A 22096-nucleotide genomic window follows, 5' to 3' on the forward strand; every position below is an offset into this window, starting at 1 on the left:
AATGTTGAAAAAGGAAGAGAAATGCAACTTCGGTGGCATATCTCTTCCTTTTTCTATTTATTCATTTACACGAAATATTTTACGCTCTCAAGCAAAGTGCAGAAAATATTATAGTAATTGATTATAATTACACAGAAGAACTTAAAGATATAGATGGTGTTATTTATATGTCTCCTATTGATGCTAAGAGATATACAAAGAAATTTGATGCAAAAAACTATTATAAGTCTATGTGCGCATTTCCAGGAATACAAGGCAATCTGTCTTAGAAACACCATAGATAGTAGGGCTGAAATAGTATGTTAATATGATTCGAAAAACCATTTTCAAAAAGGAACCTACGTATGCCTATCTAAAACAAGTTAGTCCATGAGCGATATTGGACGCCATTGAGCGCAATTGGCTTGCGCCGTTCAATTATTACGGCGTGTATGACGATACCGATTACTCTGCCATCCCGTGGAGGGGAACCCGGTATGATGAACAGGAATTGCTGCAGGTGCAGCTGCGTGAAGAGTTTGCACAAAAGATTTTTGACGAATGGAATCGCTACAAGCAGACGAGAACAATTGTCTTCTGTTCATCTGTAAAGCAAGCTGTATACATGAACCGTACTTTTCAGCGTAAAGGCATCCGGTCGATTGCGCTTCACGGGGAGTCTCATCCGCAAGAGCGTAAAACTGCCCGTTCCAAACTGGATTCTGGTGAACTTGAAGTTATATTCACAGTCGATTTATTCAATGAAGGCGTCGATATTCCGAAAGTGGATACACTTCTTTTCATCCGGCCTACCGAATCGCTGGCTGTTTACACGCAGCAAATCGGCCGCGGTCTGCGGATTGCGGAAGAAAAGTCGCATTGCGTCATCATCGATTTTATCGGCAATTACCGAAATGCAGATCTGAAACTGGCGGTTTTTGACAAGGAAGGCAAGCCGGCGGGGAATAAAGCCACTCAACCGCTTTTGCCGCTCCAATGTGAATTTAACTTGGACCTGCAAGTGATCGATCTGCTGGAGGAAATACGCAGAAAAAGAGCGCCCCGCAAAGAAGCCCTGGTACTGGCTTACCATGATTTGAAAAGGGAGATAGGAAGGCGCCCAAGGTATTTGGAGTTCCACCTTCGCGCCAACCTCGACGCCAAAACTGTAAAGCAGGAGTTTGGCAGTTATATGGGAATGCTTGCTTATGCGGATGAGCTGACGGAAAAAGAACAAGACATCTGGCTGAAATACAGGAACTGGTTCCTGGAAGTCGAAAAAACAGGGATGAACAAAAGCTATAAGATGGTCGTCTTGAGTTATATGCTGTCAAAAGGTGCGAAAAGATGGCTCGATCCGATAACAGCAGATGAAGCTGCCCCTTACTTTCATAATTACTTATCTGAAAAGGATTACCGCATGAACATCGACTTCAGCGATGCACAAGGCAGACGGCTGCATACATACGACCAAAAGAACATGGCGAAGTTAATTGCTCAGATGCCGATGAGTAAATGGAGCGGCAGTGAGAAAAGCGGGCTAGTTTCTTTTGAAGGGGGCATTTTTCAATTCAAGTTGCGGCCTTTTGGCGAAGAACAGGATATTTTGTACAACCGGACTCGCGAGATAGCGGAATATCGGCTGCATGTTTATTTTGAAAGGAAATCGGTATCTTTAGCAAGGGATCGAACTATTACGCAAGGTGATAGTAAGAGAGAGTAGCGTCTATAAGGTTTAATCCTATAATGGAAATGGACATTTTCCCCCATCAAACAATGGAGAAAAAGTAAAAATACCTCTAACTTGTGGCTATTGCCCCGTCAAAGCGTTATTATTAATTCAACTACTGAAGTTCAAATGTCAGTTGAATAACCTTCATAATAACCACTAAGTCATCAAGTTTCACCAAATAATTTTTACGGAGGGGGACTATAAATTGCCATATCAATTAGGACAAAACTTTAAATTGTTTTCACTGAATTCAAATCCAGAACTTGCCCAGGAAATTGCGGATGAGCTGGGCTGCGAACTGGGGAAAAGCTCCATTAAACACTTTAGCGATGGGGAGGTTCAAATCAACATTGAGGAAAGTGTCCGTGGTAAAGACATCTATTTGATTCAATCGACATCCCAACCGGGGAATGAGCATGTCATGGAGCTCTTGATTATGATCGATGCGCTCAAGCGGGCATCTGCGGAAGCCATTAATGTGGTCATCCCTTATTACGGCTATGCGCGGCAGGACCGGAAAGCGAGTTCACGTGAACCGATTACGGCTAAACTGGTTGCCAATATGCTGGAAACCGCAGGAGCTACCCATATCATCACCATGGATCTGCATGCCCCTCAACTCCAGGGATTCTTCGATATGCCGGTAGACCAGCTGCTGGGCGGAACGGTGTTATCGAAGCATTTCTCTGATAAGAAATTGGAAGATGCAATTGTCGTAGCTCCAGACAATGGAGGGCTGGGAAGAGCCCGTAAACTGGCAAGCTATCTGGACGTTCCGATCGGTTTTATCGATAAACGGCGGATGCATCCAGGCGAGCCTGAAGTGGTGAATATTGTCGGGGATATTAAAGGCAAGAACGTCATCATCATTGTAGATATCATTGATACGGCAACGACGATTTCTTTAGCAGCCAATGTCTTGGTTGAAAACGGTGCAAAAGCTGTTTATGCCTGCTGCACACATGCTGTTCTTTCAGGTCAAGCGGTTCAACGAATCGAAGAGTCGGCCCTTACGGAACTGGTTGTCACCAACACCATCCAAATGCCTGAAGAGAAACGTACACCAAAAATCACGATCCTATCGGTTGCGCCTCTGTTGGCTGAGGCCATTGAACATGTCCATAATGAAAAACCGGTGAGTCCTTTGTTCGAAGATATTCCGGTCAGCGATCAGTAGCAGGGCAACTGCTTTTGCCGAGCTCTGATTCATCTGGAACCTGCAACTCTATCCCATATGAAAGCACCGCAGAAAAATACTTCTGCGGTGCTTTTTCTGTTCTGCGGCAGTTGCAAAAAATAAAGAATGGAATCCCAAATATATGGCATAATAGAATTAATTATTAATTGAATTATTAGTAAACGGGGAGGGGTAGCCAGATGGAATCGAGGAAGACTGCCAAAGAACAAAGAGAACGCTTAAGGCAAAATGAGCTGAAACAGAATCCAGGAGGATCCATGCGCGATGGCTTGGATAACGGCGCCGGAAACGGCAATTTAACGGACATTGCTGGTGACATGGGCTGGAGAGGCATGCTCCTGCTAATTCTGATCTTATTTTTAGGCTACATCGTCTATCAATTCTTCTTTAGTTAAAAGAGGAGACATCATTCAAGGAGGAATAATATGTTTTGGTTGAAATTGGATTAGCCTTAGTGATTTTCTTCGCTTTGACCATCCAGTTTGATGGGTTCAATCTTGGAGTGGAAATTTCTAAAAAAAGTTAAATCAAACCTCAAAAGGCAGCCACATTTTTAAGTGGCTGCCTTTTGAGGTTTGGTCCATCAATAGAATAACACCTGATTTGCTGCCTTTTATCGATGCTGAAAATCGGGTTTCTACTATAATATGGTTAAACCTGAGTTTGATTACTGCTGCTTAAATCTTATTGCTGATCTAAATTCAACCATCCTAGCTGAAAGTTCTTGATGAGAACTATATGGCTCAAGATTTTACCACGCTGCCGTCCTGATCGAAGACTGTTTCTTTCTTATCCCACCAGCGGTAAAATATTTTCATCAGCGGCATGATGATGATGAAGATGAACAGCAGCCTGAAGGTCTGGAACATCGAAATCAGCGAGACATCGGCTTTCACCGCATCAGCGAGCAGCACCATCTGATCGAGGCCGCCCGGAGCGGTGCTCAGGAAGCTTGTCGCAAATGAAGTGTCCAGCGCGAATGACATGAGGACACTAGAGCCGAGCGTTAACGCAATCAATGCCAAGGCGCTGAATACGCCGGCGAGCAGCACCCGTGTCGGAAGCTTGATCATATCCGGTTTGAGCATTAAGCCGATATGGGCGCCGATCAGCAGCTGTGCCACGACCATGACAATGCCTGGTACTTGCGGCATGGTGATGGGAGTCGTCAGCTGAAGCGTGATCAATAAAATAATAGGTGTGATGAAAAATGCGACCGGCAGATGGATGCGTTTCATTAAATACGAACATACCCAAGCCAGTGCAATCAACAAGATTAAACTGATGGTTAAGGTCGAATCATTCGCTGGTTTGCTCATTGCATGGCCAGCGACGATAAACGGAACGAACACCACCACCAGCAGGAGGCGAATGACTTGAAAATAGGAAATGATGCCGATTTCTTTCACTTTCTCTTCTTCGGCAAAGACGATGATCTGGCCTAAACCTCCCGGAATTGCGGCAAGTACAGCGGCTTTCAATGGGATTTTTGCCCATTTTCCCGTTAAGTAGGCGATGCCGATCGCACCGCCAATCAAGATGACGTTCAAGATGATCATATAAAAAAAAATCGAGCCCATCATGCCAAATAGATCAATGTTGAATTGGACGCCGATGACAGTTCCGACCATCACGACGCCCAGGTCACGCATTTTTCCGGACCATTGGAGCGGACCTTTGTAAACGAATTGGGTTAACATGACGACAACAATCGGGCCGAGCATCCATGGAATCGGGATGTGCAGCAGGCTGAAGAGATACCCGCCAATTAAAGACAAGGCCAATACTCTTAACATCGCGATCAAACGTAACACCTCTTTCTGCAATCTGCCTTCAGCATTTAAGAAACCACCAGCACCCATGATTATGAATGCTGGTGGTTCGCTATTATGATTTGGCCAGTTCTTTGACTTGTGCTTCGCGGTCCACGTCATCGCGGCGACGGTCGCCCCAGTATGACGAACCGTTCTTCAAGTATTCTTCGTACGTCCATTTGATGGGTTCCCAGTCCGGCTCGAAGATCAAGTAGCTGTTCGTGAAGATTTCAAGGCGCAAACCGCTGCCCGGATCTTTTACATAAATGTACATGGCTTGCGAGATGCCATGTTTACCAGGTCCGACGAATGGTACTTCGGCTTCGCATAAGATATCAGCTGCACGCAGCAAATCCTGCGAGTTGTCCAGCCAGTAAGCGATATGGTGCATCTCGTTCGGTGCTTTTGAACGTGGTGTCGACATGATGGCCACGTCATGAACCAAGTTTGTCACTGATAGCCAGCTTGCTACAGGGATATCGTCTGGATTGACGAAATATTCCCGAAGCTTAAAGCCCAATGCCTCTTTTAAATAATTTACAATTTCCGTATTGTCCTGGGAAGTCTGAAGATTTACATGGTCGATGCGCCGTGGAGATACGCCTTTCGCCCAGGATTTATAGGTTTGGTTTTTAAGCACGGATTTCCGTGATTCGTCACCTGGTGTTTTGTCCATATCGTAGTAAAGCTCAAAGCGGTGGCCGCTCGGCAATTCAAAACGGACGGCTTCACCTTGTGCAACTTCTTCTCCAGCTTGCACCCAACGGATATCGGTGCCGGCATCTTTCAATAATCTGGCGAAAGTCGCTACATCCTCAGGGCGTTTCGTGCGCCAGCCGATGTGGTCGATGTACGAAGTTTCACCTTGTGCAATAGACAAGGTATGATGTTCGAAATCGCCCCAAGCGCGCAGGTAATGGACGCCGTCTACAACTTCTGTTACTTCCAAGCCGATGGTGTCGCGGAAGAACAACAAAGATTTTTCAAGATCTTCCGATACTAAAGCAACGTGTCCCAGTTTTGCGATTTCAGGTGCGTAAAGAAACTTTTCCATTGAATTTCACCCCATAGGTAGATTTTTTGAAAATGATATGTAAATGCGATTTTGATTTTTGGATACCGCATTTTTGCATACGTGATTACCCTTGAATTTTTGTGTCGACACCGAATAGATGTCTGCCATAGCCCAAAATTCCATCTTCGTATAAAGAAGTGATATGCGTCCCGATCGCCATCAAGTCGCGGGTGAACATTTCTACCGGATGGCCTTTCAATAAGGCATGGCCGCCTAAGGTAAGCAACGCCTTAACGGCAATCTGGATACAGGTATCGATGATTTTAGCGCGGATTGCTTTGTATTTTGCCCCTTCGTAAGCACCGTCTTTGTCCGTTTCCATCATGTTGATGTATTCGGTCATCAGGCCTTTAGCTGAAATCAGATCAAGCTTGATCTCTGACAGGACACGCTGGCTCGTAGGGGATTCTTTTTCATTTACACCAGAGAAGCGTACGCGCCCCGCTGTATGTTTTTCGAATTCAGACACCACACGTTCTGCGCCGCCGATAGCCATTGCAGCAAATCCTACGTAGAAGCCAGGGTAGAACGGCGTGTTGTAGTACAAATAGTCCTGGTCGAATTCTTCATATGGCGGCTGGCTCTTTTCGATGATTTTGCTGAAACGCAAAATGGCGTCGGGTTTCACAAAAACATTATCGATGATCAAGGTGTTGCTTCCTGATCCGCGAAGGCCGAGGGAATCCCACGTTTTCACAACTTCCAGGTCGGAAACTTTAAAGAGGATGCCAACACGCTCAGGTTTGTCGTTTTCTTCGAATTTCATCATGGCGCCAACGCCGACCCACTCAGAATAGTTGATACCGCTTACAAAATTGTACTTGCCTGAAACAAGATAGCCGCCTTCAGTTGGTTCCACTTGGCCGATCGGGGCAAAGACGTCAGCCACAAAACCGCCTTGGTTAATGACTTCATCGCGGATATGCTTTGGATAATAGCAGACCCAAGCATTGTGTGCAGAGAAGAAGAAGGTCAGCCAAGAAGCGGATAAATTGTGATAGCCGACGGTGCTTACCATATCAACGAACGTGCGCCAATCCAGCTGCGGGTGGCCGAATTCTTTCGGCAAGATCAACCGGTGAATTTCTTCCTGGCGGATCAGGTCCGCGATGCGTGGGGAAATGGTCGAATTATGGTCTGCTTCAATTGCTTCCAATTCTGCCGCTTCGCCGATTCGTTTTGCTTTTTGCATAATTTCTTCATAAAGCACTTTATTTTCGCCTAATGTAACCATGTGATCATTCCTTTCAAGAATTAGTTAGAGTGCTGTGACTGCCTGGTTTTTTTCTGCTGCTAAAAACTCAGTGACAAGGTTATTGACGATTTCCGGTTGGTCCGTTTGTGCCTGATGGCCGCAGTTTTCAATGTACTCGAATTCAATGTTCGGCAATAGTTTCTCAAGCTTGTAGCCGACTTCAACAGGCGCCACGGCGTCCTGGTTGCCCCAGATGAAGATGCCTGGAATTTTCAATTTCGGCAAAGAGTCTTTGATGCAATAGCGATCCCATAATTTTGGATCTTCGTTCATCTTTTCCAGGTAGGCAGCGAATGCTTCGTTGGATTCTTTAATGCCCGGGCTGGTTGCAGCGCGGTGGCGAAGCTGGATCAGTTCTTCTGGAATCGATACCTCATCCGTGGAATTGCGGTACATGAACTTGCGCAGTGATTCTTCCGTATAGTCATAGCCGATAACGTCCAGGAACGAACGCATCTTTCTTTCAGGCACTTCCTGCATCGCCTGATAAATGGTGTTGCTGCCGATGTATACGACTCTATTTACTTTTTCGGGATGGTCGATGGCATATTTGGCTGCCACGTAAGCACCTTGGGAGTTGCCGATTAATGAAACTTCATCCAGGCATAAGGCTTCGATGAAATCATGGACGTGGTCCACTAAACTTTGATGGCCGTTTACTGGCCAGGCATGTGGACGGGCATCTGTGAAGCCCATTGATATCTGGTCCACTGCATAGGCGCGAAAGCCTGCTTTTGCCAACGCCGGCAACATGTGGCGCCAACCTGCTGCACCGCAAGCACCTGGTCCTGCGCCGTGAAGCAGGATTACAGCTGGTCCTTCTGTTCCAGCCCATGAATAATGTGTACGTACACCGTTTGCTAATACATAGCTAGTATGAAAACCTTCAAAAATTGTCATCATCATACCTCCTTGTGATATTGGGTGGCTCTTCTAATTTCTGTTTTGAGTATAACTGTTAGAAAATTTCAATATCATAGTGATTTTTATTGAATAAGATGACTTAATCTTTAAAAAATATTGAAAAATGATTTTATTCTTGTAATATGGAGAATAGAAATTGAAGGGGTGAGGGACTATGAGTGAAGTTTCATTTGATTCCAACGAAACAAAAAATATTTTAATGTCGGCAAATGCTTTTCATACGTTAAAAAATAATCTGTTCAACAACATTGGATCCTATAAGACAAAAGGATTTCTGTTCCGGCTGGGCAAGGAATTCGGACTTGAATCAGCCAAAAAAAATCTCCAAAACCAGCAGTCGCCGACTGTTGTCGGCAAGAGGCATTCGCGCCTGGGGCATGTAAAAGATGTTATTTTCGAAGGGGAAATCATCCGCCATCCGGACGGTACAGTGGAATGCCGCGATACGCGGGGGCAATGGGTGGAATCCTTCGAAGCGCAATTGCATCTCAAGAATTCAGGGGTGGCCGATGAATGCGTTTGCCATATGCTTTGCGGCTTTGCGAGTGGCGCATTGACATACGAATTCAGCGAGTCGATCATTGCCATTGAGCATAAATGCGTCGCAAAAGGGGACGCATGCTGTGAGTTCGAAGTGCGTTTGGAGCGTGATTGGCTTGAAGAACAAGGCGAGCTGATCCACCTGTACCAAAACGACAATATCTTATCTGAGCTTGAAATGACCTATGACGCGCTTGTTCACCACAAGCAAATGCTTGAGAAAATTTCAATGTTCCAAGGGCAGCTCACACAAAAAGTGACAGAAAAGCATTCGATGGACGAAATCGTTGAGACGGCCTATGAGCTGTTGAACATCCCGATTTTGATTGAGGACATCCATGGCAACCCGTTAAGCCAAATCGGATGGACCGAAGAACAGCAGCTATTAGTTAAAAACAATAAAACGAAATTATCGCTTGTGAATGATAAGCACAATGTTTCCCATTATGAAGGCGATGGCTATTGGAAATTGACAGCGCCTGTTCTGATCAATAAAAAAGATTACGCCACGTGTTCGTTCTTTTACTTTGACGAAAAGCTGATGGATGAAAACGACCATTTATTTTTAGGGCGCATTTCGACGGTGGTGGCTTTGTGCATTCTATACGAGGAAGCGCAGTTTGAAGAGCAGCAGCGGATGCGCAGTTCGCTGCTCGAGCGGTTGATCCACAACCGGAACATCAAATATATTGAATCTTACTACAAGTTTTTGCCGTTCAAGTTTCAGCCACCGTTCTCCACGGGCATCATCAATGTGAAAAAGAAAAAGAAAAGCAACGAAATGATCGACATCCATGACCAGATGACCCAACTGGCGAAAGTGGCAAGAGAATGGGACCTGCCTTGTATTTTTGCCATTCTCGGGGAAGAAATTGCCCTGCTCAATTCGCATAACGGGGATAAGCAGGAATGGAAAAACAAAATCACAAAAATTTTTCAGAAGATGGAAAAGCAAAACAGCAATTATCAGTATTCGCTCGGGCTCAGCGGGACATTCAGCAACTTCAAGGAGTTTGAGCATTCACTGAAAGAAGCGCGCGTCGCTCAGCGTTTTCCGAACGAAAAGCTGTTGACGGACTATGAAGATCTGGGCATGCTTGGCGATATCGTCAAGAATATGAGCATCGAGCAGCTGCATGAAATGGCGAAGAAAACCTTGAAAGACTTGTACAATTTCAGTGATTCACGCAAAAAGGAATTGCTGCACACGCTTTATGTGTATTTATTGAACAGCCAGCGCTTAAAAGAAACGACCGATGAACTGATGTTGTCCATCGGCGGCGTCCAGTACCGCATCAAGCAAATTGAGGAACAGCTGCAGATTTCATTGAAAAATGCTTCAACTGCTGCCTATATTTTATTGGTCATCCAAGTGCTGATTCTGACAGACAGCCTAAGCTTCGAGGAATTCTCGAAATAAGTTCAACTGATTTTAGGAGTTCAACCCCATATGGGATAAAAAAAGACTGTAAACAAACTCGAAATGAGTGTGTTTACAGTCTTTTTTTATAAACAAATCCCTGTCGGCCTTATTGCTCGACAACGACTTTCAATCTTTCTTTTTCATCTTCAGCGGCACGAAGTGCATCTTCTTTTTCGGTAGCTGTAATTTTCAACTTGCGTGTCAGCAGCAACACGACAGCAGAGACCACATACAAACTAACGATGACCAATACCCCTGCGTTGAAGCCGGCACGAATGTCGTCACCTGCAAGTGTGATCAAGTAACCGGTAGCCCATGGCCCGATGATGCCGGCCATACTCGCAATGGATAGGGAAATCCCGGTGACGCTGCCGACCAGGTTTTTCGGAATGACCAGTGATTTAATCGTCGTATTCAAAGGCAATAAACTGGTGTTCATGATCAAGCCAATCCCTAAGAACACACAGCCCAAAATTGGAGAAGCTACAAGGGTTGTCATGGCGAAAGACAGTGAGCCAATAATCAATACAGTGATCAATACACGGTCATAGGATTTGATAAGGCTTTTCTTTTTCTTGAACAGGCTATCAGTGAATTTACCGATACAGATGGCGAATATCGTTCCGACAATTCCCATTCCAGCGAAGATCAAGCTCATACGCGTAGGTGCAAGGCCGGCAATCTGGATTAAGTAGGTCGGTGCCCACGTAAGTACCCATGTGGTGATCCACATGGAGACGAAACCAACGACGACGATCGATAGCACATATGGGTTCATAAATACTTTTACAATATCCTTGAACGGCACATTTTTGTTGGAAGCCAAGGATTTTACGTCTTCGATCAGCGGCTCATCCGGCTCTTCTTTCATAAAGAAGAAAGCGACAGCCCAGATTAAGCTTGCTACCCCGAGCAAAGCGAATGTATGCTGCCAACCGACATTTGTAATGCCCAATACGAGAACCGGTGCAGCCAAGTATGTTCCGACAGTTGTGCCGGAAGTCATGATGGCAACGGCGAACCCGCGTTGTGAACTGGTGAACCAGCGTGCCAGATGGACAATGGACAAGCCGAGTGTAGAACCTTCGAAGAAACCTAAGACAACGCGGAGTAAAATTAGATGCGTCAGCGTTTCAACGAAATAAGCACTGGCCAATGAAGCTGTCCATCCGACAGCAATCATCATCAATAAGTATTTTGAGTTAAACCGATACGTCAGTGTGCCCAATACAATACTTCCGACAGCATATGCTGCGAAGAAGCTGCTTCCCACCATGCCGAACTCATCGTAAGACAAATTTAGTTGAGACATGATCGGTTCTGCGGCTAACCCCAAAACTGATTTATCCGTGTAATTCAAAACAGCGAGCAAGAAAAGAAATCCCAATACCACCCAACGCATGCGCATATAAATCCCCCTTTTGATTTTCAATTATTCCCCATCACCCTGGAATCATATGAATGTAAGCGTTCTCTAAACTTTCGTAGAATAATTTCCTCCCTTCATCTTCTTTCTTAAAAACTGCTTTAGTTCGGCACCACCCTGCTTCCTGCCTGGCCAATCAAGAGTTTAATGGAAGAAAAAGGAAGAGGTGTCTTGCCGTTGAAATGAATTCTATGTGAAAAGAAATAGTTTTACAAGGGGCAAAATACTGGAAACACCTTCGAGTGATAATGGGAGAAATAAAAATAAAATGAAATTCCACTCCCAAAAATAAAATTCTTTGTCAGAAAAACTGTTGGTAAATCTGATTTTCTTTAAAAAATCTTTTGAACGAAAATGAAAAACAGCCGCCTGTGGTTTTTATGGTTTCTATCAGAATTTTCAATAAAAATTAACATGATAATTTTGAAATGGCTGCTTTATGATTGAATTATTCGAAAAATGAATGGAGGAATTAGCATGGATGATCGTTTATTCAGAGATGCAATGGGGAAATTCGCGACAGGGGTTACGGTGTTGACGACTGAAAATGAAGGCGTGCCGCACGGAATGACAGCCAACGGTTTCATGTCCGTTTCACTGGATCCGAAACTGGTCGTGATTTCAATTGGACATAAAGCAAAGTTTTTGGAAAAAGTAAGCGCTTCAAAAAAATTCGCTGTCAATATCCTGAGTGAAGACCAGGAGCAATATTCCCGCCATTTCTCAGGAAGACCTGGAGAAGAGCCGGTCCTGTTTGATTCATTGGAAGGCCTGCCGGTTTTAGATGGGGCGTTGGCACAAATCGCCTGTGAAGTGGTATCCACCCATATAGAAGGGGACCACACCTTATTGATCGGCAAGGTTCTGGATTTGAAGCTTGAAGATAAGAGCCCGCTGTTGTTCTTTGCCGGAAAATACCGTGAGTTAACGCAATTTGAAGCCGTCAAGTAGGAGGAGACAGATGAATATTCAAGAAATCGTACAGCAGCTAGTGGAAGCGGAACGCACCAAAGCACCAATCGCACCGCTGACAACGACCTATAAAGAAATTTCCGCCCAACAGGCGTACCATATCCAGCTTGCGGGGATTGATGAAAAAGTGAAGAACGGCGCAACGGTCAAAGGGTTGAAAATCGGCCTGACCAGCAAAGCAATGCAGGACATGCTGAATGTCCATACACCGGATTACGGCTTTATCTTGAACACGATGATGTATGGAGAAGAAGAAGCGATTAGAGCCGACTCATTTTTGCAGCCGAAAGTGGAGTTTGAAATTGCATTTGTATTTAAAAAGGCATTGGCCGGAGCAAATGCAACAGTCGAAGACGTCATCGACGCGGTCGACTATGTGGTGCCGGCCGTTGAAATCATTGATAGCCGTATTGCAGACTGGAGGATCAAATTCGAAGATACCGTAGCGGACAACGGTTCATCAGCAGGCGCCGTTCTCGGAAGAAAGCGAACAAAACTATCTGAAATTGCAGACATCACCGCCATTCCCATGACGGTCACTAAAAACAGCGAATGGATGGATGAAGCGACAAGCGCCGCAGTACTGGGCAATCCGCTGAATGCGGTGGTGTGGTTGGCACAGGCGTTGGACGAATATGGCATATCGATCGAACCGGGAATGTTTGTCCTTGCAGGTGCTTTATCGAAAGCGGTGACGTTTGAGGCAGGCGATCATTTTGAGGCTGACTTTGGCGTATTAGGAAAAGTCAGTACGAACTTTGCGAAAGAAGTGATGATGAAATGACCAAGCTGAAAGCAGGAATCATCGGTTCCGGGAACATCGGAACGGATTTGATGTATAAAATTGAACGCAGTGAAGTTCTGGAGATGAGCGTCATGGTGGGCATTGATCCAGCGTCTGATGGTCTGAAGCGTGCAAAAGACCGCGGCTATGAAACGATTGCGACCGGCATTGACGGTTTGATGGAGCGTTTAGACTTAGTGGACATTGTGTTTGATGCGACAAGTGCCTATGCCCATGCGCAAAACAGCAAGCTCTTGACGGAAGCGGGTAAACGAGTGATTGATTTGACACCTGCTGCAATCGGACCGTTTGTTGTTCCGCCGGTGAATTTAACCGAACATCTGGAAAAGAGCAACGTCAACATGGTCACATGCGGCGGGCAGGCGACCATCCCGATGATCCATGCGATTTCGCGTATCGTGCCCGTGGATTATGCCGAAATCGTGGCGACCATTTCAAGCAAAAGTGCCGGTCCGGGAACACGGGCGAATATCGATGAATTTACGGTTACGACGTCTCGGGCCATCGAAGTGGTGGGCGGGGCTAAAAAAGGAAAAGCCATCATCATTCTGAACCCCGCTGAACCGCCGATCATCATGCGGGATACGGTGCATGCGCTTGTTGAAGAAGAAGGCCACGAAGAAGCGATTCGGGATTCGGTTCTGCAAATGGCGCAGGATGTCCAAAAATATGTGCCCGGCTATTCGCTGAAAGCGAATACCGTATTCGAAGGCAAAAAAGTGTCGGTGTTTCTGGAAGTGGAAGGCGCAGCGGATTACTTGCCGGCCTATGCAGGGAATTTGGATATTATGACGGCTGCAGCGGTGCAAGTCGCCAATGAAATGGCGCGCCATCTGCAACGGGCGAAGGAGGTCATCTCATGAAAGTGAATATTTTGGATGTATCGTTGCGTGACGGGAGCCACTCCGTCCGCCATGCGTTTACAGTAGATCAAGTACGCGAAGCGGCAAAAGGCTTAAACGCAGCGGGAGTCCGTTACTTTGAGGTCTCCCATGGAGACGGACTGGGCGGCTCTTCCCTGCAATACGGATTGTCGGGAACGGATGAATTCAAACTCATTGAAGCGGCCGCAGCGGAATGCACGACTTCGGAAGTTGCCGTGCTGCTGATTCCGGGCATCGGCACAAAAGGGGATTTACAGAACGCAGTAAAAGCAGGCGCGAAAATGGTAAGGGTAGCGACTCATGTCACAGAAGCGGACGTTTCCGCCCAGCATATCCAGCTGGGCCGTGAACTGGGCTTGAAAACTGCCGGTTTTTTGATGATGAGCCATATGGCTTCTGTTGAGGAAATTGTGAAACAGGCATCGTTATTTGAAAGCTACGGGGCGGAAATCGTCTATGTCACGGACTCTGCCGGTGCGATGTTGCCGAAAGATGTGACGGAGCGGATCCATGCACTGAAACAAACCCTGCAATGCGACATCGGATTCCATGCCCATAATAACTTATCGATGGCGATGGCGAATACCGTGGCAGCAGTGGAAGCAGGTGCCACATTCATCGATGGCAGCATGCGCGCATTAGGCGCAGGTGCCGGCAATACACAGACAGAGGTCATGGTGGCTGTACTGGAGAAAATGGGTTATGAAACGGGTGTGGATTTATACAAATTAATCGATACGGCCAATAATGTGATTGCACCAATCATGCAGCAGCCCCAGGAAATCACCGGAGGCAGCTTAATCCTAGGACACTCGGGCGTCTACTCGAGCTTCTTGCTTCACGCGCAAAAAGCAGCCCGGCAATTCGGTGTCCAAGAACGGGATATTTTAAAAGAAATCGGCAAGATGAAGGCGGTCGGCGGACAGGAAGATTTGATTTATGAGGTAGCACAAAGCCTGGCAAGATAATCAGGAAAAGGAGAGGGTCACCATGCAAATCATCTACGTGAATGCTCATAACTTACAGGAGATCAAACAGTCAGCTCCAGATGCAGCCATGGCACTTGGTTATTTTGATGGTGTGCATTTGGGGCATCAGAAAGTAATCCAGACAGCTAAAGAAAAAGCGGACACACGAAATTTGTCATTGGCGGTTCTCTCTTTTTTCCCGCATCCGAAATCGGTGCTGTTTCCGGATAAAGAAGTTTCTTATTTAGAGCCCCTGGAGCAAAAAGCCGAAAAGCTGGAAAAGCTTGGAGTGGATGTATTCTATGTGGTGGAATTCACGAAAGAATTGGCGAAAGTGGAAGCCGGCGATTTTTTAGATGACTACATTAGCGGATTGAATGCCCAGGAAATCGTTTGCGGATTCGATTATACCTATGGCACAAAGGCCAAGGGCACGGTTGATACATTGGCGGCTTATGCGACTGTGAAGCAAGTAGGCCTTACAATAGTAGAAGAATTAAAATGGAATGAACAAAAAATCAGCTCGACGATGATTCGACAGCATTTAACGGACCGAAAACTGAGTGAGTTGCCAAGTTTATTGGGCTCTTACCATAAAACGAAGTATTGCCAGAAGAATGGACTGCTTCCCAATTATTCTTTGCCGAATATTGGCAAGTATAAAGTGTTGGTTGAAACATGGAATTCTACTATAGAATGTATAGCAACAGTCAAATGCAAAAAATACATCCACTTGAATTATGAAATGGCCGCCCTGCCGAAATTATTGACCATTCAATGGGTTGATCAATTGGAAGCAGTGTTGAGCTGATGGCGGTTCTTCGATTTCAAGCATCTATTTTGAATTCCCTACCCTACTGATCGCAAAGGTCCGATTGGATGGACTAACAATCAGTGGGGGTGAAGAATCATCCACTGGCTGAAGTTTCTCTTTATAAAATTGTTTAATCCGGCAGTCCACCTGAAAGGTGGACTGCTTTTTATATTTCTAATTTAACTGAGGAAACTAAAGTGATGAAATAACAGGCTAGTAAAAAATAGCAGCAAGGATTTCTATAGTTTCCGCATTCATAATATAAGTCCTCCGCGCCTCTTATCTTTTTTTGAGACGATAAAGAAAAAGATATCTATGTCATAATAGAATTAACCAATAATTGGATTAACAATAAATTAAGGAGGAAATAGCACATGGACCCAAAAGGAACTGCAAAAGAAAAAAGAGAACGCTTGAGGCAAAATGAGCTGAAACAGAATCCAGGAGGATCCATGCGCGATGGCTTGGATAACGGCGCCGGAAACGGCAATTTAACGGACATTGCTGGTGACATGAGCTGGAGAGGCATGTTACTGTTGCTTCTGATCTTATTTTTAGGCTACATCGTCTATCAATTCTTCTTCAGTTAAAAAAATTATTCGAGGAGGAAATGATATGGTCTGGTTGAACATTGGTTTGTCTCTAGTTATTTTATTCACCTTGCTGGCTTTGGTGAAATTTACCTTGAGAAAGCTTTTCAAGATTGAGAAAGAAAAAACGGAGTGGTTTTCTTATAACCACGTCAACAAGGTGCATCAAAAAGTCGATTGGGTTGTTAGGATTCTATCGACGATTGTGCTGATTGTCATTTTGTACTTGGTCATTTTCAAAGAGTATTCCATCATCTTATATCTCGTTCCAATTGTGCTGCTCATGGTAATAGACTATGCGGTAAGGGCGTTTTTTGAGTGGAGATACTCGGATCATCCGAAGCAGGCGATCCTCACAATCGGGGAGATGCTTGTTTTTGCACTAGCACTGGCTCTGGCCATTCAGTATGACCTGCTGAACCTGGGGTATTAAAAGCTTATTCTGCAGCGGAAGACATTGCTGCGAGTAAAACAATAAAATCCCAAAAACACACCAATCCTATCAAAGGACTGGTGTGTTTGTATTTTATTTAACGACTTCCCGGTTGTTTTTGATGAACAGGGAACCGATCAAGCCAATGGCCGCAGCCGCTAATACCGCATAAAACGCGGTATGGGTGCCGGATGCCAAAAACTCTGCAGGATTGGCTGCTCCAAATTCGGCGATATAGCTCTTTTGCCCAGCTGTAAACAAGGTGATGGCAATCGCCGTACCTGCAGCTCCTGCCACCTGTGTCAGGGTATTCATGGCGGCTGAACCATCTGCGTACAGCTTTGGCGGCAGCTGATTCATCGCATGGGTCTGTGCAGGCATGATGGTCATCGAAATCCCTAAGAACAGCACACAAAGAGCGGCGATAACCTGCCAAACGGGTGTAGTGGCTGAAAGGATCAAAAGGAAGCCAATGGCCGCTACCGTAATAAATGCAAACCCGAGGCGTGTAAAGATGCGGGCGCCTACCCGGTCAAAATTGGACCCGACAATCGGTGCCATGATGATGTTCAATAAGTTGGCGGGCAGCATCAACAAACCAGCGGCGATTGATGTATAAGCCAGGACACTCTTCAAGTAGATCGGAATCAGGATTGCCACGGAAAGAATGACGAAGAGGGTGATGAACATCAGCAAGGTTCCCAGTGCGAACATCGGATATTGGAAGACACGTAAGTTGACCATCGGCTGCGGCATCTTCAGCTGGCGGACGATGAACAGCCCTAAAGCGGTTGCACCTGCCACGAGTGGAGCCCAGACAATCGGCTCTGTAAACGGTGTTTCGGCCAATGTCGATAAAGAGTAGATGATGCCTCCAAAAGCGATGGTCGACAGCAGCAACGACCCGATATCAATTTTGGGTTTGGTAATATCCGAGACATTTTCGATGGTCAACGCGCCGATCAAGAGCAAGGCATTTAATAAGACCATCACCCAGAAAATATAATGCCAGCTGCTGGCACTGATGATCAACCCGCTGAAGGTCGGGCCTAAAGCGGGTCCCGCAGTAATGACCAAGCCGACAATCCCCATCACCGATCCCCGTTTCTGGATCGGGAAAATCAGCAGGACCACACTGAACATGAGCGGCAGGAAAATCCCTGTACCGATCGCTTGAACCAAACGGCCGGTCAACAGGACAGCGAAACTTGGAGCCAAAGCGGCAAGCATTGCCCCCAGTGAAGAAATGGCTAATGCGGCGACGACCAATTGGCGTGTCGTAAACCAGCGCACCAAATACGCAGACAAAGGCACTAATATGGCTAATACCAATAAATAACCTGTCGTCAGCCATTGCGCTTTCCCCGCGCTGATGGCGAAGTCTTCCATAATATTCGTCAACGCCATGTTCAATGCGGTTTCACCGAATAAGCCGATAAACGATCCAATCATTAAAATAGCAGCCATGGTTTTCGGCTTTTTTACTTGCACATGAGATTTCATAACTTGATTTCCTTCTATCTATATATGATTTTGACTTGCCGGATTTCTCAAATACATCTTCCAATTAAAGGGGTGTTTTTCACTAAAGCCGTTGAGTCACTTTGCAACTATACAAAAACTCTTATAAGAACTCAATACTATTTAGGCGATATTTGGAATGATTATGGAAATTCAGACACAATTTCTTCCAAAAATTCACTGTAAATAGAAGGTCTAGAACGATTGGAACACGCAACTAAAAATGAAAACGCTTCTATTCAGTGTGCATGGCTCGAGAGTGATTTGGCATTTGCAAGAAACACCTACTGCCGTAAGGGCTAGAGCTCGATTTTGAAATGTGCTACCAAAAATCATCAAAATTCAATAGTTTATTTGGCCATGAAACAAAATAGTGGCAGAAAAATAATTGTGAAATAAAAAATGAAATCGGATTTTATTTCTGTAAGCGCCATTGTAAAAAGCACAGTCGACTATTTCCCAGTCGACTGTGCTTTCCCGTTTTCCTTATTTACGGAACACAAGCAGCAGCTGTGAAATGGCTGCAAGAACCGGCAACTCGAGCAAGGGGCCGATCACCAGCGTTAATGCAATCAGCGGCTGATCTGGAAATGCGGTCATGGCAATTGCCAGTGCGATGGGTGAATTTCTTGCCAATGTCGTGAGGCTCAGGCTGGCTTTGTCGGCATAGGAAAAATTCAACAGCTGGCCGGTGGTTTGGGAGACAATGAAATTCACCGTAAAAAACAGGAAGATGGGCACAAGGAGCTGACCCAATAAATCAAAATTACCGAGCAGCAGTGTACCTTGCGAAGCAAACATCGCTGTGATGGCCAGGCTTAGGAAAACCAGGGGCAATGCGCTCAATTTAGCGGTCAGGTTTTCGATCAGCCATGGACTCTTGCTGCCGATTGCTTTCGTAGCGATGGCGAGCAGCAAGGGAAGCAGCAACACAAAAAGGATGCTCTCCATTAAAAATGACCATTCGACTGCTCCCGCTGCGCCGCTGAAAAGGAACAGGTAAAGCGGCAGCAGCACAATTTGGAGAATCAGGTTTACTGGGAGGATGGCAGCGGACAGGGCGACGTTCCCTTTAGCGATGCCAGTGAACACCAAATACCAATCTGTACAAGGCGTCACCATCAACATGATAAATCCAATGTACAAAGCCGGCTGGTCTCCAAGAAACAGGGAAGCCAAGAACCAGGCCAGAAGAGGGGTCCATAAAAAGTTGATGAGCAGGGAAGCGAAGGCGAATTTTCTGTTTCTAAAAGCCTGCATCGCTTGAGGCAGCGGAATTTGCAAAAAGGTCAGGTAGAGCATCAGCATCAGCAAAGGAACGATAAAATACTCTGCATTTTCCTGGATCACTGCGATTTGCCCTAGGCCAATGCCGATCACTGCCGCCGCTAAAATAATGAGCGTATATAGTTTTTCAATTAAATTCATCGTAAATTCACACCTGACTCGACCAGAATGGACTTTGATTTTAATAGTAGCATAGCCGACGCGAGTAGACTCAAGTAAAGGCAACTCATTATATAGAAGAAAATGAGTTGCGAAGCATCTACTAAAAGAACCCCTTAATCGGTTTATTGATTTTGTGGTATAGTAACATTAATTACATAACGTGTAGGAATAGGTGCTTGCGAAAGTAAGCTTAAAAGGGAAGCTTGGTGAAAATCCAACACTGTCCCGCAACTGTAAATTCGGAGCGAGTCATAACAAGCCACTGTGAAAACGGGAAGGCATGATGAGCGTTGATGAGAAGTCAGGAGACCTGCCTAGTTCCAGTACACACCAAATACCTGCGTGGAAATAGGTGGTGCTTTGTGCGAATCAGACGTTTAACGAGACTTTGACGTTTTTTTCTTATGCATAAAAAGTGGAAGGCTATTTCTGGAAATCAGAAATAGCCTTTTTTATTTGGGTTATGTAAAACACAAGGAAGGAGGAATTAAATAATGCTGTCACAATCCAGTGCTTTTTATGAAGAGCAGTTCAGAGGGTGTATTATGCAAAGTATGCTGGAAGGAAAATCAATGGACCTAAAATCTTCTCTGCAGCAGTTGATTGACGAAAACAAAAAAGATTATACTGCGATCAACGCTGCCTATCTGAAAGTGAAAAAGGAATTACTGGGTTAATTGAAAAGCGTCAGAAGGAAAATGGATGGAATTTGGAACGGGTAATACCAAAAAGAGAAGCTGGCACCCGCAGCTTCTCTTTTTCTAACCGATCGATAATGCTCGACAGATCAACTGAGATAAGGAAAATACAAGGAAAAACGCAACTAAATAAGACCCAACCCGTATACAGAAGGAGGAGGTTTTCACCATGGCTCTTTTTGCTCACACGACCACACGCTACGTGCTTTGGTCTTTGCTGATTTTTTCCCTGCACTTTAGCGGTTTTTTTACACTCATTGCTTTTTTAGTGGCCTCTGTGTCATTGGCCTGGTCGAATACGTTCTTCGAGAAAACGGAGAGGGAGAAAAAGTTCGATAGGAAATGGCTTGAGTGGCTCTGGCTCCCTATTTTAATAGCAACGGTCGTTTTCGTTCTGTCCCATTACGTTTTTTAAAGACCTTGTTGTGTCTACATAACGCATTAAGCAGAAATCAGAATGGAAATGCATGAAAGGAGGAGACAATTTGATCAATATAGGCGATGTCATCTACACGGTTTTATTTTTCATAGCGGTAGTTTTTATCTTTTCACTGGTGAAAAAGAAAATGTCGAGGTGATGCAAGATGAATAGAAAATTCTTAAAATGGATCTTGGTGATTCTTGGGGTTTCTTCCGCTCTTCTATCCATCGGAATCAGTATCCATACGTATAACAATCCATCAGTGGCAAACACACAGCTTTTACTGCAGCTCCCCTTGTTGCTGATTCTGGTTTCGCTTGTTTCAAGCATCGCGCTCAATCGGCTAAGGAAGGCCGACGGCAAAATCCACTCGAAACAATGAATCCAGAGCTTTCCAAAACCCAAAAAAGAGGCGATTGCAATGTTCAATGAAAACCCCACCTGCTCCGTCTGCAACAAAGAAGTCAAAGGGGATGAAATTGTCTTCATCAAAATGCGCTACCCGAAAAGAAAAGGCTTTACGGAGATCAAAGCCTATTTAAAGAACGAAGGCCGGTTTATATGCGAAGGCTGCTACACGAAAAAGTGAACCATTCTGATCCTGGGCAACTGTTGATGCACCTAAAAAAGCAGGACAGGGAAAATCCCGCGCTGCATCCTATTTCCGGTCTTGTCATCCTCCTTGTCTTTAAGTCCATCCTAATGGGCAGCCAGCCACTAATAAGGCTGCTGAAACCTATAAGAAAAGTTTTCTCCTATAGTATTCTTTCTTTTTTTATCTTAAAAAATTAGGGTATATGAAGGGTACAAGTAAAAAATCCAAAGGGGGCTTTCTTTTGTTGGCGAAATTGAAAACGCTCTTTTCCTTTTTTATTTTGTTCGGCGCAGTGCTTCTTCTGGCCAAAGTCGACCGCTCATTCAATTTATACAATGCGCCTTATCTGCTGATTGCTGTCGGTTCTATCGGTCTGATCGTTTCGTTGCTGGCCACCCATAAAGAAAACAGCCTTCTATGCAGGGTCGGTCTGCATAGATACGAGCGAGGCAGCCGAGACGGTGAAGTCCCGGCGCTGTATGTCTACACATGCAAAAGATGCAGCAAACAGAAAAAAGCAGCGTCGATTATTTAGTAGGAAAAGCAAAAGAGCCAATCAACAGGCAGAAGAAAATCTATT

At 45.2% G+C, this 22096-nt stretch carries 22 protein-coding genes and 1 riboswitch; of the genes, 15 read left to right on the forward strand and 7 right to left on the reverse strand.

Going from position 1 to position 22096, the window contains the following annotated elements:
- Positions 1–379: 379 nt before the first annotated feature.
- The 3 genes from AC1MEO_RS14510 to AC1MEO_RS14520 all read left to right on the forward strand — a co-directional run bounded on the left by AC1MEO_RS14510 (position 380) and on the right by AC1MEO_RS14520 (position 3304).
- A complete protein-coding gene (locus AC1MEO_RS14510; protein ID WP_480331552.1) occupies positions 380–1702 on the forward strand; it encodes a DEAD/DEAH box helicase in 1323 nt (440 codons plus the stop codon).
- A gap of 214 nt (positions 1703–1916) precedes the next feature.
- Complete coding sequence (locus AC1MEO_RS14515) at positions 1917–2888, forward strand: ribose-phosphate diphosphokinase (protein ID WP_480331554.1); 972 nt, start codon at positions 1917–1919, stop codon at positions 2886–2888.
- A gap of 200 nt (positions 2889–3088) precedes the next feature.
- Positions 3089–3304, forward strand: coding sequence for a DUF6366 family protein (locus AC1MEO_RS14520; RefSeq protein ID WP_480331556.1), 216 nt, complete (start codon positions 3089–3091; stop codon positions 3302–3304).
- 348 nt (positions 3305–3652) lie between these two features.
- Here the strand turns inward: AC1MEO_RS14520 and AC1MEO_RS14525 are convergent, their stop codons facing one another.
- The 4 genes from AC1MEO_RS14525 to AC1MEO_RS14540 form a co-directional block, all read right to left on the reverse strand.
- Positions 3653–4705 (reverse strand): AbrB family transcriptional regulator, encoded by a 1053-nt coding sequence (locus AC1MEO_RS14525; protein ID WP_480336111.1) that lies wholly within the window; start codon positions 4703–4705, stop codon positions 3653–3655.
- Positions 4706–4796: 91 nt separating this feature from the next.
- Positions 4797–5777 (reverse strand): VOC family protein, encoded by a 981-nt coding sequence (locus AC1MEO_RS14530; protein WP_480331558.1) that lies wholly within the window; start codon positions 5775–5777, stop codon positions 4797–4799.
- 85 nt (positions 5778–5862) lie between these two features.
- The gene (locus tag AC1MEO_RS14535; RefSeq protein ID WP_480331560.1) at positions 5863–7032 is read right to left on the reverse strand and encodes an acyl-CoA dehydrogenase family protein; all 1170 of its coding nucleotides are present in this window, start codon (positions 7030–7032) and stop codon (positions 5863–5865) included.
- 24 nt (positions 7033–7056) lie between these two features.
- Entirely contained in the window at positions 7057–7953 is an 897-nt protein-coding gene (locus tag AC1MEO_RS14540) for an alpha/beta fold hydrolase (RefSeq protein ID WP_480331562.1), read from the reverse strand.
- Positions 7954–8131: 178 nt separating this feature from the next.
- Here AC1MEO_RS14540 and AC1MEO_RS14545 point away from each other — a divergent pair, with 178 nt between their 5' ends.
- Positions 8132–9937, forward strand: a complete 1806-nt coding sequence (locus AC1MEO_RS14545) for a helix-turn-helix domain-containing protein (RefSeq protein WP_480331564.1) — start codon at positions 8132–8134, stop codon at positions 9935–9937.
- Between the two features lie 109 nt (positions 9938–10046).
- Here AC1MEO_RS14545 and AC1MEO_RS14550 read toward each other — a convergent pair whose 3' ends face one another.
- On the reverse strand, positions 10047–11348 hold the full coding sequence (locus AC1MEO_RS14550) for an MFS transporter (protein WP_480331566.1): 1302 nt from the start codon (positions 11346–11348) through the stop codon (positions 10047–10049).
- Between the two features lie 495 nt (positions 11349–11843).
- On the opposite strand from AC1MEO_RS14550, the gene AC1MEO_RS14555 reads away from it, so the two are divergent.
- The 7 genes from AC1MEO_RS14555 to AC1MEO_RS14585 all read left to right on the forward strand — a co-directional run bounded on the left by AC1MEO_RS14555 (position 11844) and on the right by AC1MEO_RS14585 (position 16832).
- Positions 11844–12317: a flavin reductase family protein gene (locus tag AC1MEO_RS14555; RefSeq protein WP_480331567.1), complete on the forward strand. Its 474-nt coding sequence runs from the start codon at positions 11844–11846 to the stop codon at positions 12315–12317.
- A 10-nt stretch (positions 12318–12327) separates the two neighbouring features.
- Positions 12328–13122 carry a 2-keto-4-pentenoate hydratase gene (locus AC1MEO_RS14560; RefSeq protein WP_480331569.1) on the forward strand — a complete coding sequence of 265 codons (795 nt, stop codon included), beginning with the start codon at positions 12328–12330 and terminating at the stop codon, positions 13120–13122.
- Positions 13119–14006: an acetaldehyde dehydrogenase (acetylating) gene (locus AC1MEO_RS14565; protein WP_480331571.1), complete on the forward strand. Its 888-nt coding sequence runs from the start codon at positions 13119–13121 to the stop codon at positions 14004–14006. Before AC1MEO_RS14560 ends, AC1MEO_RS14565 begins: the two co-directional genes overlap by 4 nt.
- Complete coding sequence (gene dmpG, locus AC1MEO_RS14570) at positions 14003–14995, forward strand: 4-hydroxy-2-oxovalerate aldolase (RefSeq protein WP_480331573.1); 993 nt, start codon at positions 14003–14005, stop codon at positions 14993–14995. Before AC1MEO_RS14565 ends, dmpG begins: the two co-directional genes overlap by 4 nt.
- 22 nt (positions 14996–15017) lie before the next feature.
- Positions 15018–15806 (forward strand): adenylyltransferase/cytidyltransferase family protein, encoded by a 789-nt coding sequence (locus AC1MEO_RS14575; protein WP_480331575.1) that lies wholly within the window; start codon positions 15018–15020, stop codon positions 15804–15806.
- Between the two features lie 377 nt (positions 15807–16183).
- Complete coding sequence (locus AC1MEO_RS14580) at positions 16184–16399, forward strand: DUF6366 family protein (protein ID WP_480331577.1); 216 nt, start codon at positions 16184–16186, stop codon at positions 16397–16399.
- A gap of 25 nt (positions 16400–16424) precedes the next feature.
- Positions 16425–16832, forward strand: coding sequence for a DUF4181 domain-containing protein (locus tag AC1MEO_RS14585; RefSeq protein ID WP_480331579.1), 408 nt, complete (start codon positions 16425–16427; stop codon positions 16830–16832).
- 93 nt (positions 16833–16925) lie between these two features.
- Here the strand turns inward: AC1MEO_RS14585 and AC1MEO_RS14590 are convergent, their stop codons facing one another.
- Both AC1MEO_RS14590 and AC1MEO_RS14595 read right to left on the reverse strand, forming a co-directional pair.
- On the reverse strand, positions 16926–18335 hold the full coding sequence (locus AC1MEO_RS14590; RefSeq protein ID WP_480331581.1) for a DHA2 family efflux MFS transporter permease subunit: 1410 nt from the start codon (positions 18333–18335) through the stop codon (positions 16926–16928).
- Between the two features lie 504 nt (positions 18336–18839).
- Positions 18840–19781 carry an arsenic resistance protein gene (locus tag AC1MEO_RS14595; RefSeq protein ID WP_480331583.1) on the reverse strand — a complete coding sequence of 314 codons (942 nt, stop codon included), beginning with the start codon at positions 19779–19781 and terminating at the stop codon, positions 18840–18842.
- Between the two features lie 174 nt (positions 19782–19955).
- Positions 19956–20134: riboswitch (cobalamin riboswitch) on the forward strand.
- Between the two features lie 162 nt (positions 20135–20296).
- Here AC1MEO_RS14595 and AC1MEO_RS14600 point away from each other — a divergent pair.
- The 4 genes from AC1MEO_RS14600 to AC1MEO_RS14615 all read left to right on the forward strand — a co-directional run bounded on the left by AC1MEO_RS14600 (position 20297) and on the right by AC1MEO_RS14615 (position 22051).
- Positions 20297–20479 carry a hypothetical protein gene (locus tag AC1MEO_RS14600; protein WP_480331585.1) on the forward strand — a complete coding sequence of 61 codons (183 nt, stop codon included), beginning with the start codon at positions 20297–20299 and terminating at the stop codon, positions 20477–20479.
- Between the two features lie 605 nt (positions 20480–21084).
- The gene (locus tag AC1MEO_RS14605) at positions 21085–21303 is read left to right on the forward strand and encodes a hypothetical protein (RefSeq protein ID WP_480331587.1); all 219 of its coding nucleotides are present in this window, start codon (positions 21085–21087) and stop codon (positions 21301–21303) included.
- Positions 21304–21342: 39 nt separating this feature from the next.
- Positions 21343–21510: a Fe3+ hydroxamate ABC transporter substrate-binding protein gene (locus AC1MEO_RS14610; protein WP_480331589.1), complete on the forward strand. Its 168-nt coding sequence runs from the start codon at positions 21343–21345 to the stop codon at positions 21508–21510.
- Between the two features lie 250 nt (positions 21511–21760).
- A complete protein-coding gene (locus AC1MEO_RS14615; RefSeq protein WP_480331591.1) occupies positions 21761–22051 on the forward strand; it encodes a hypothetical protein in 291 nt (96 codons plus the stop codon).
- The last annotated feature ends 45 nt before the right edge of the window (positions 22052–22096 follow it).

It is taken from the genome of Planococcus sp. BI3 (assembly GCF_056680115.1).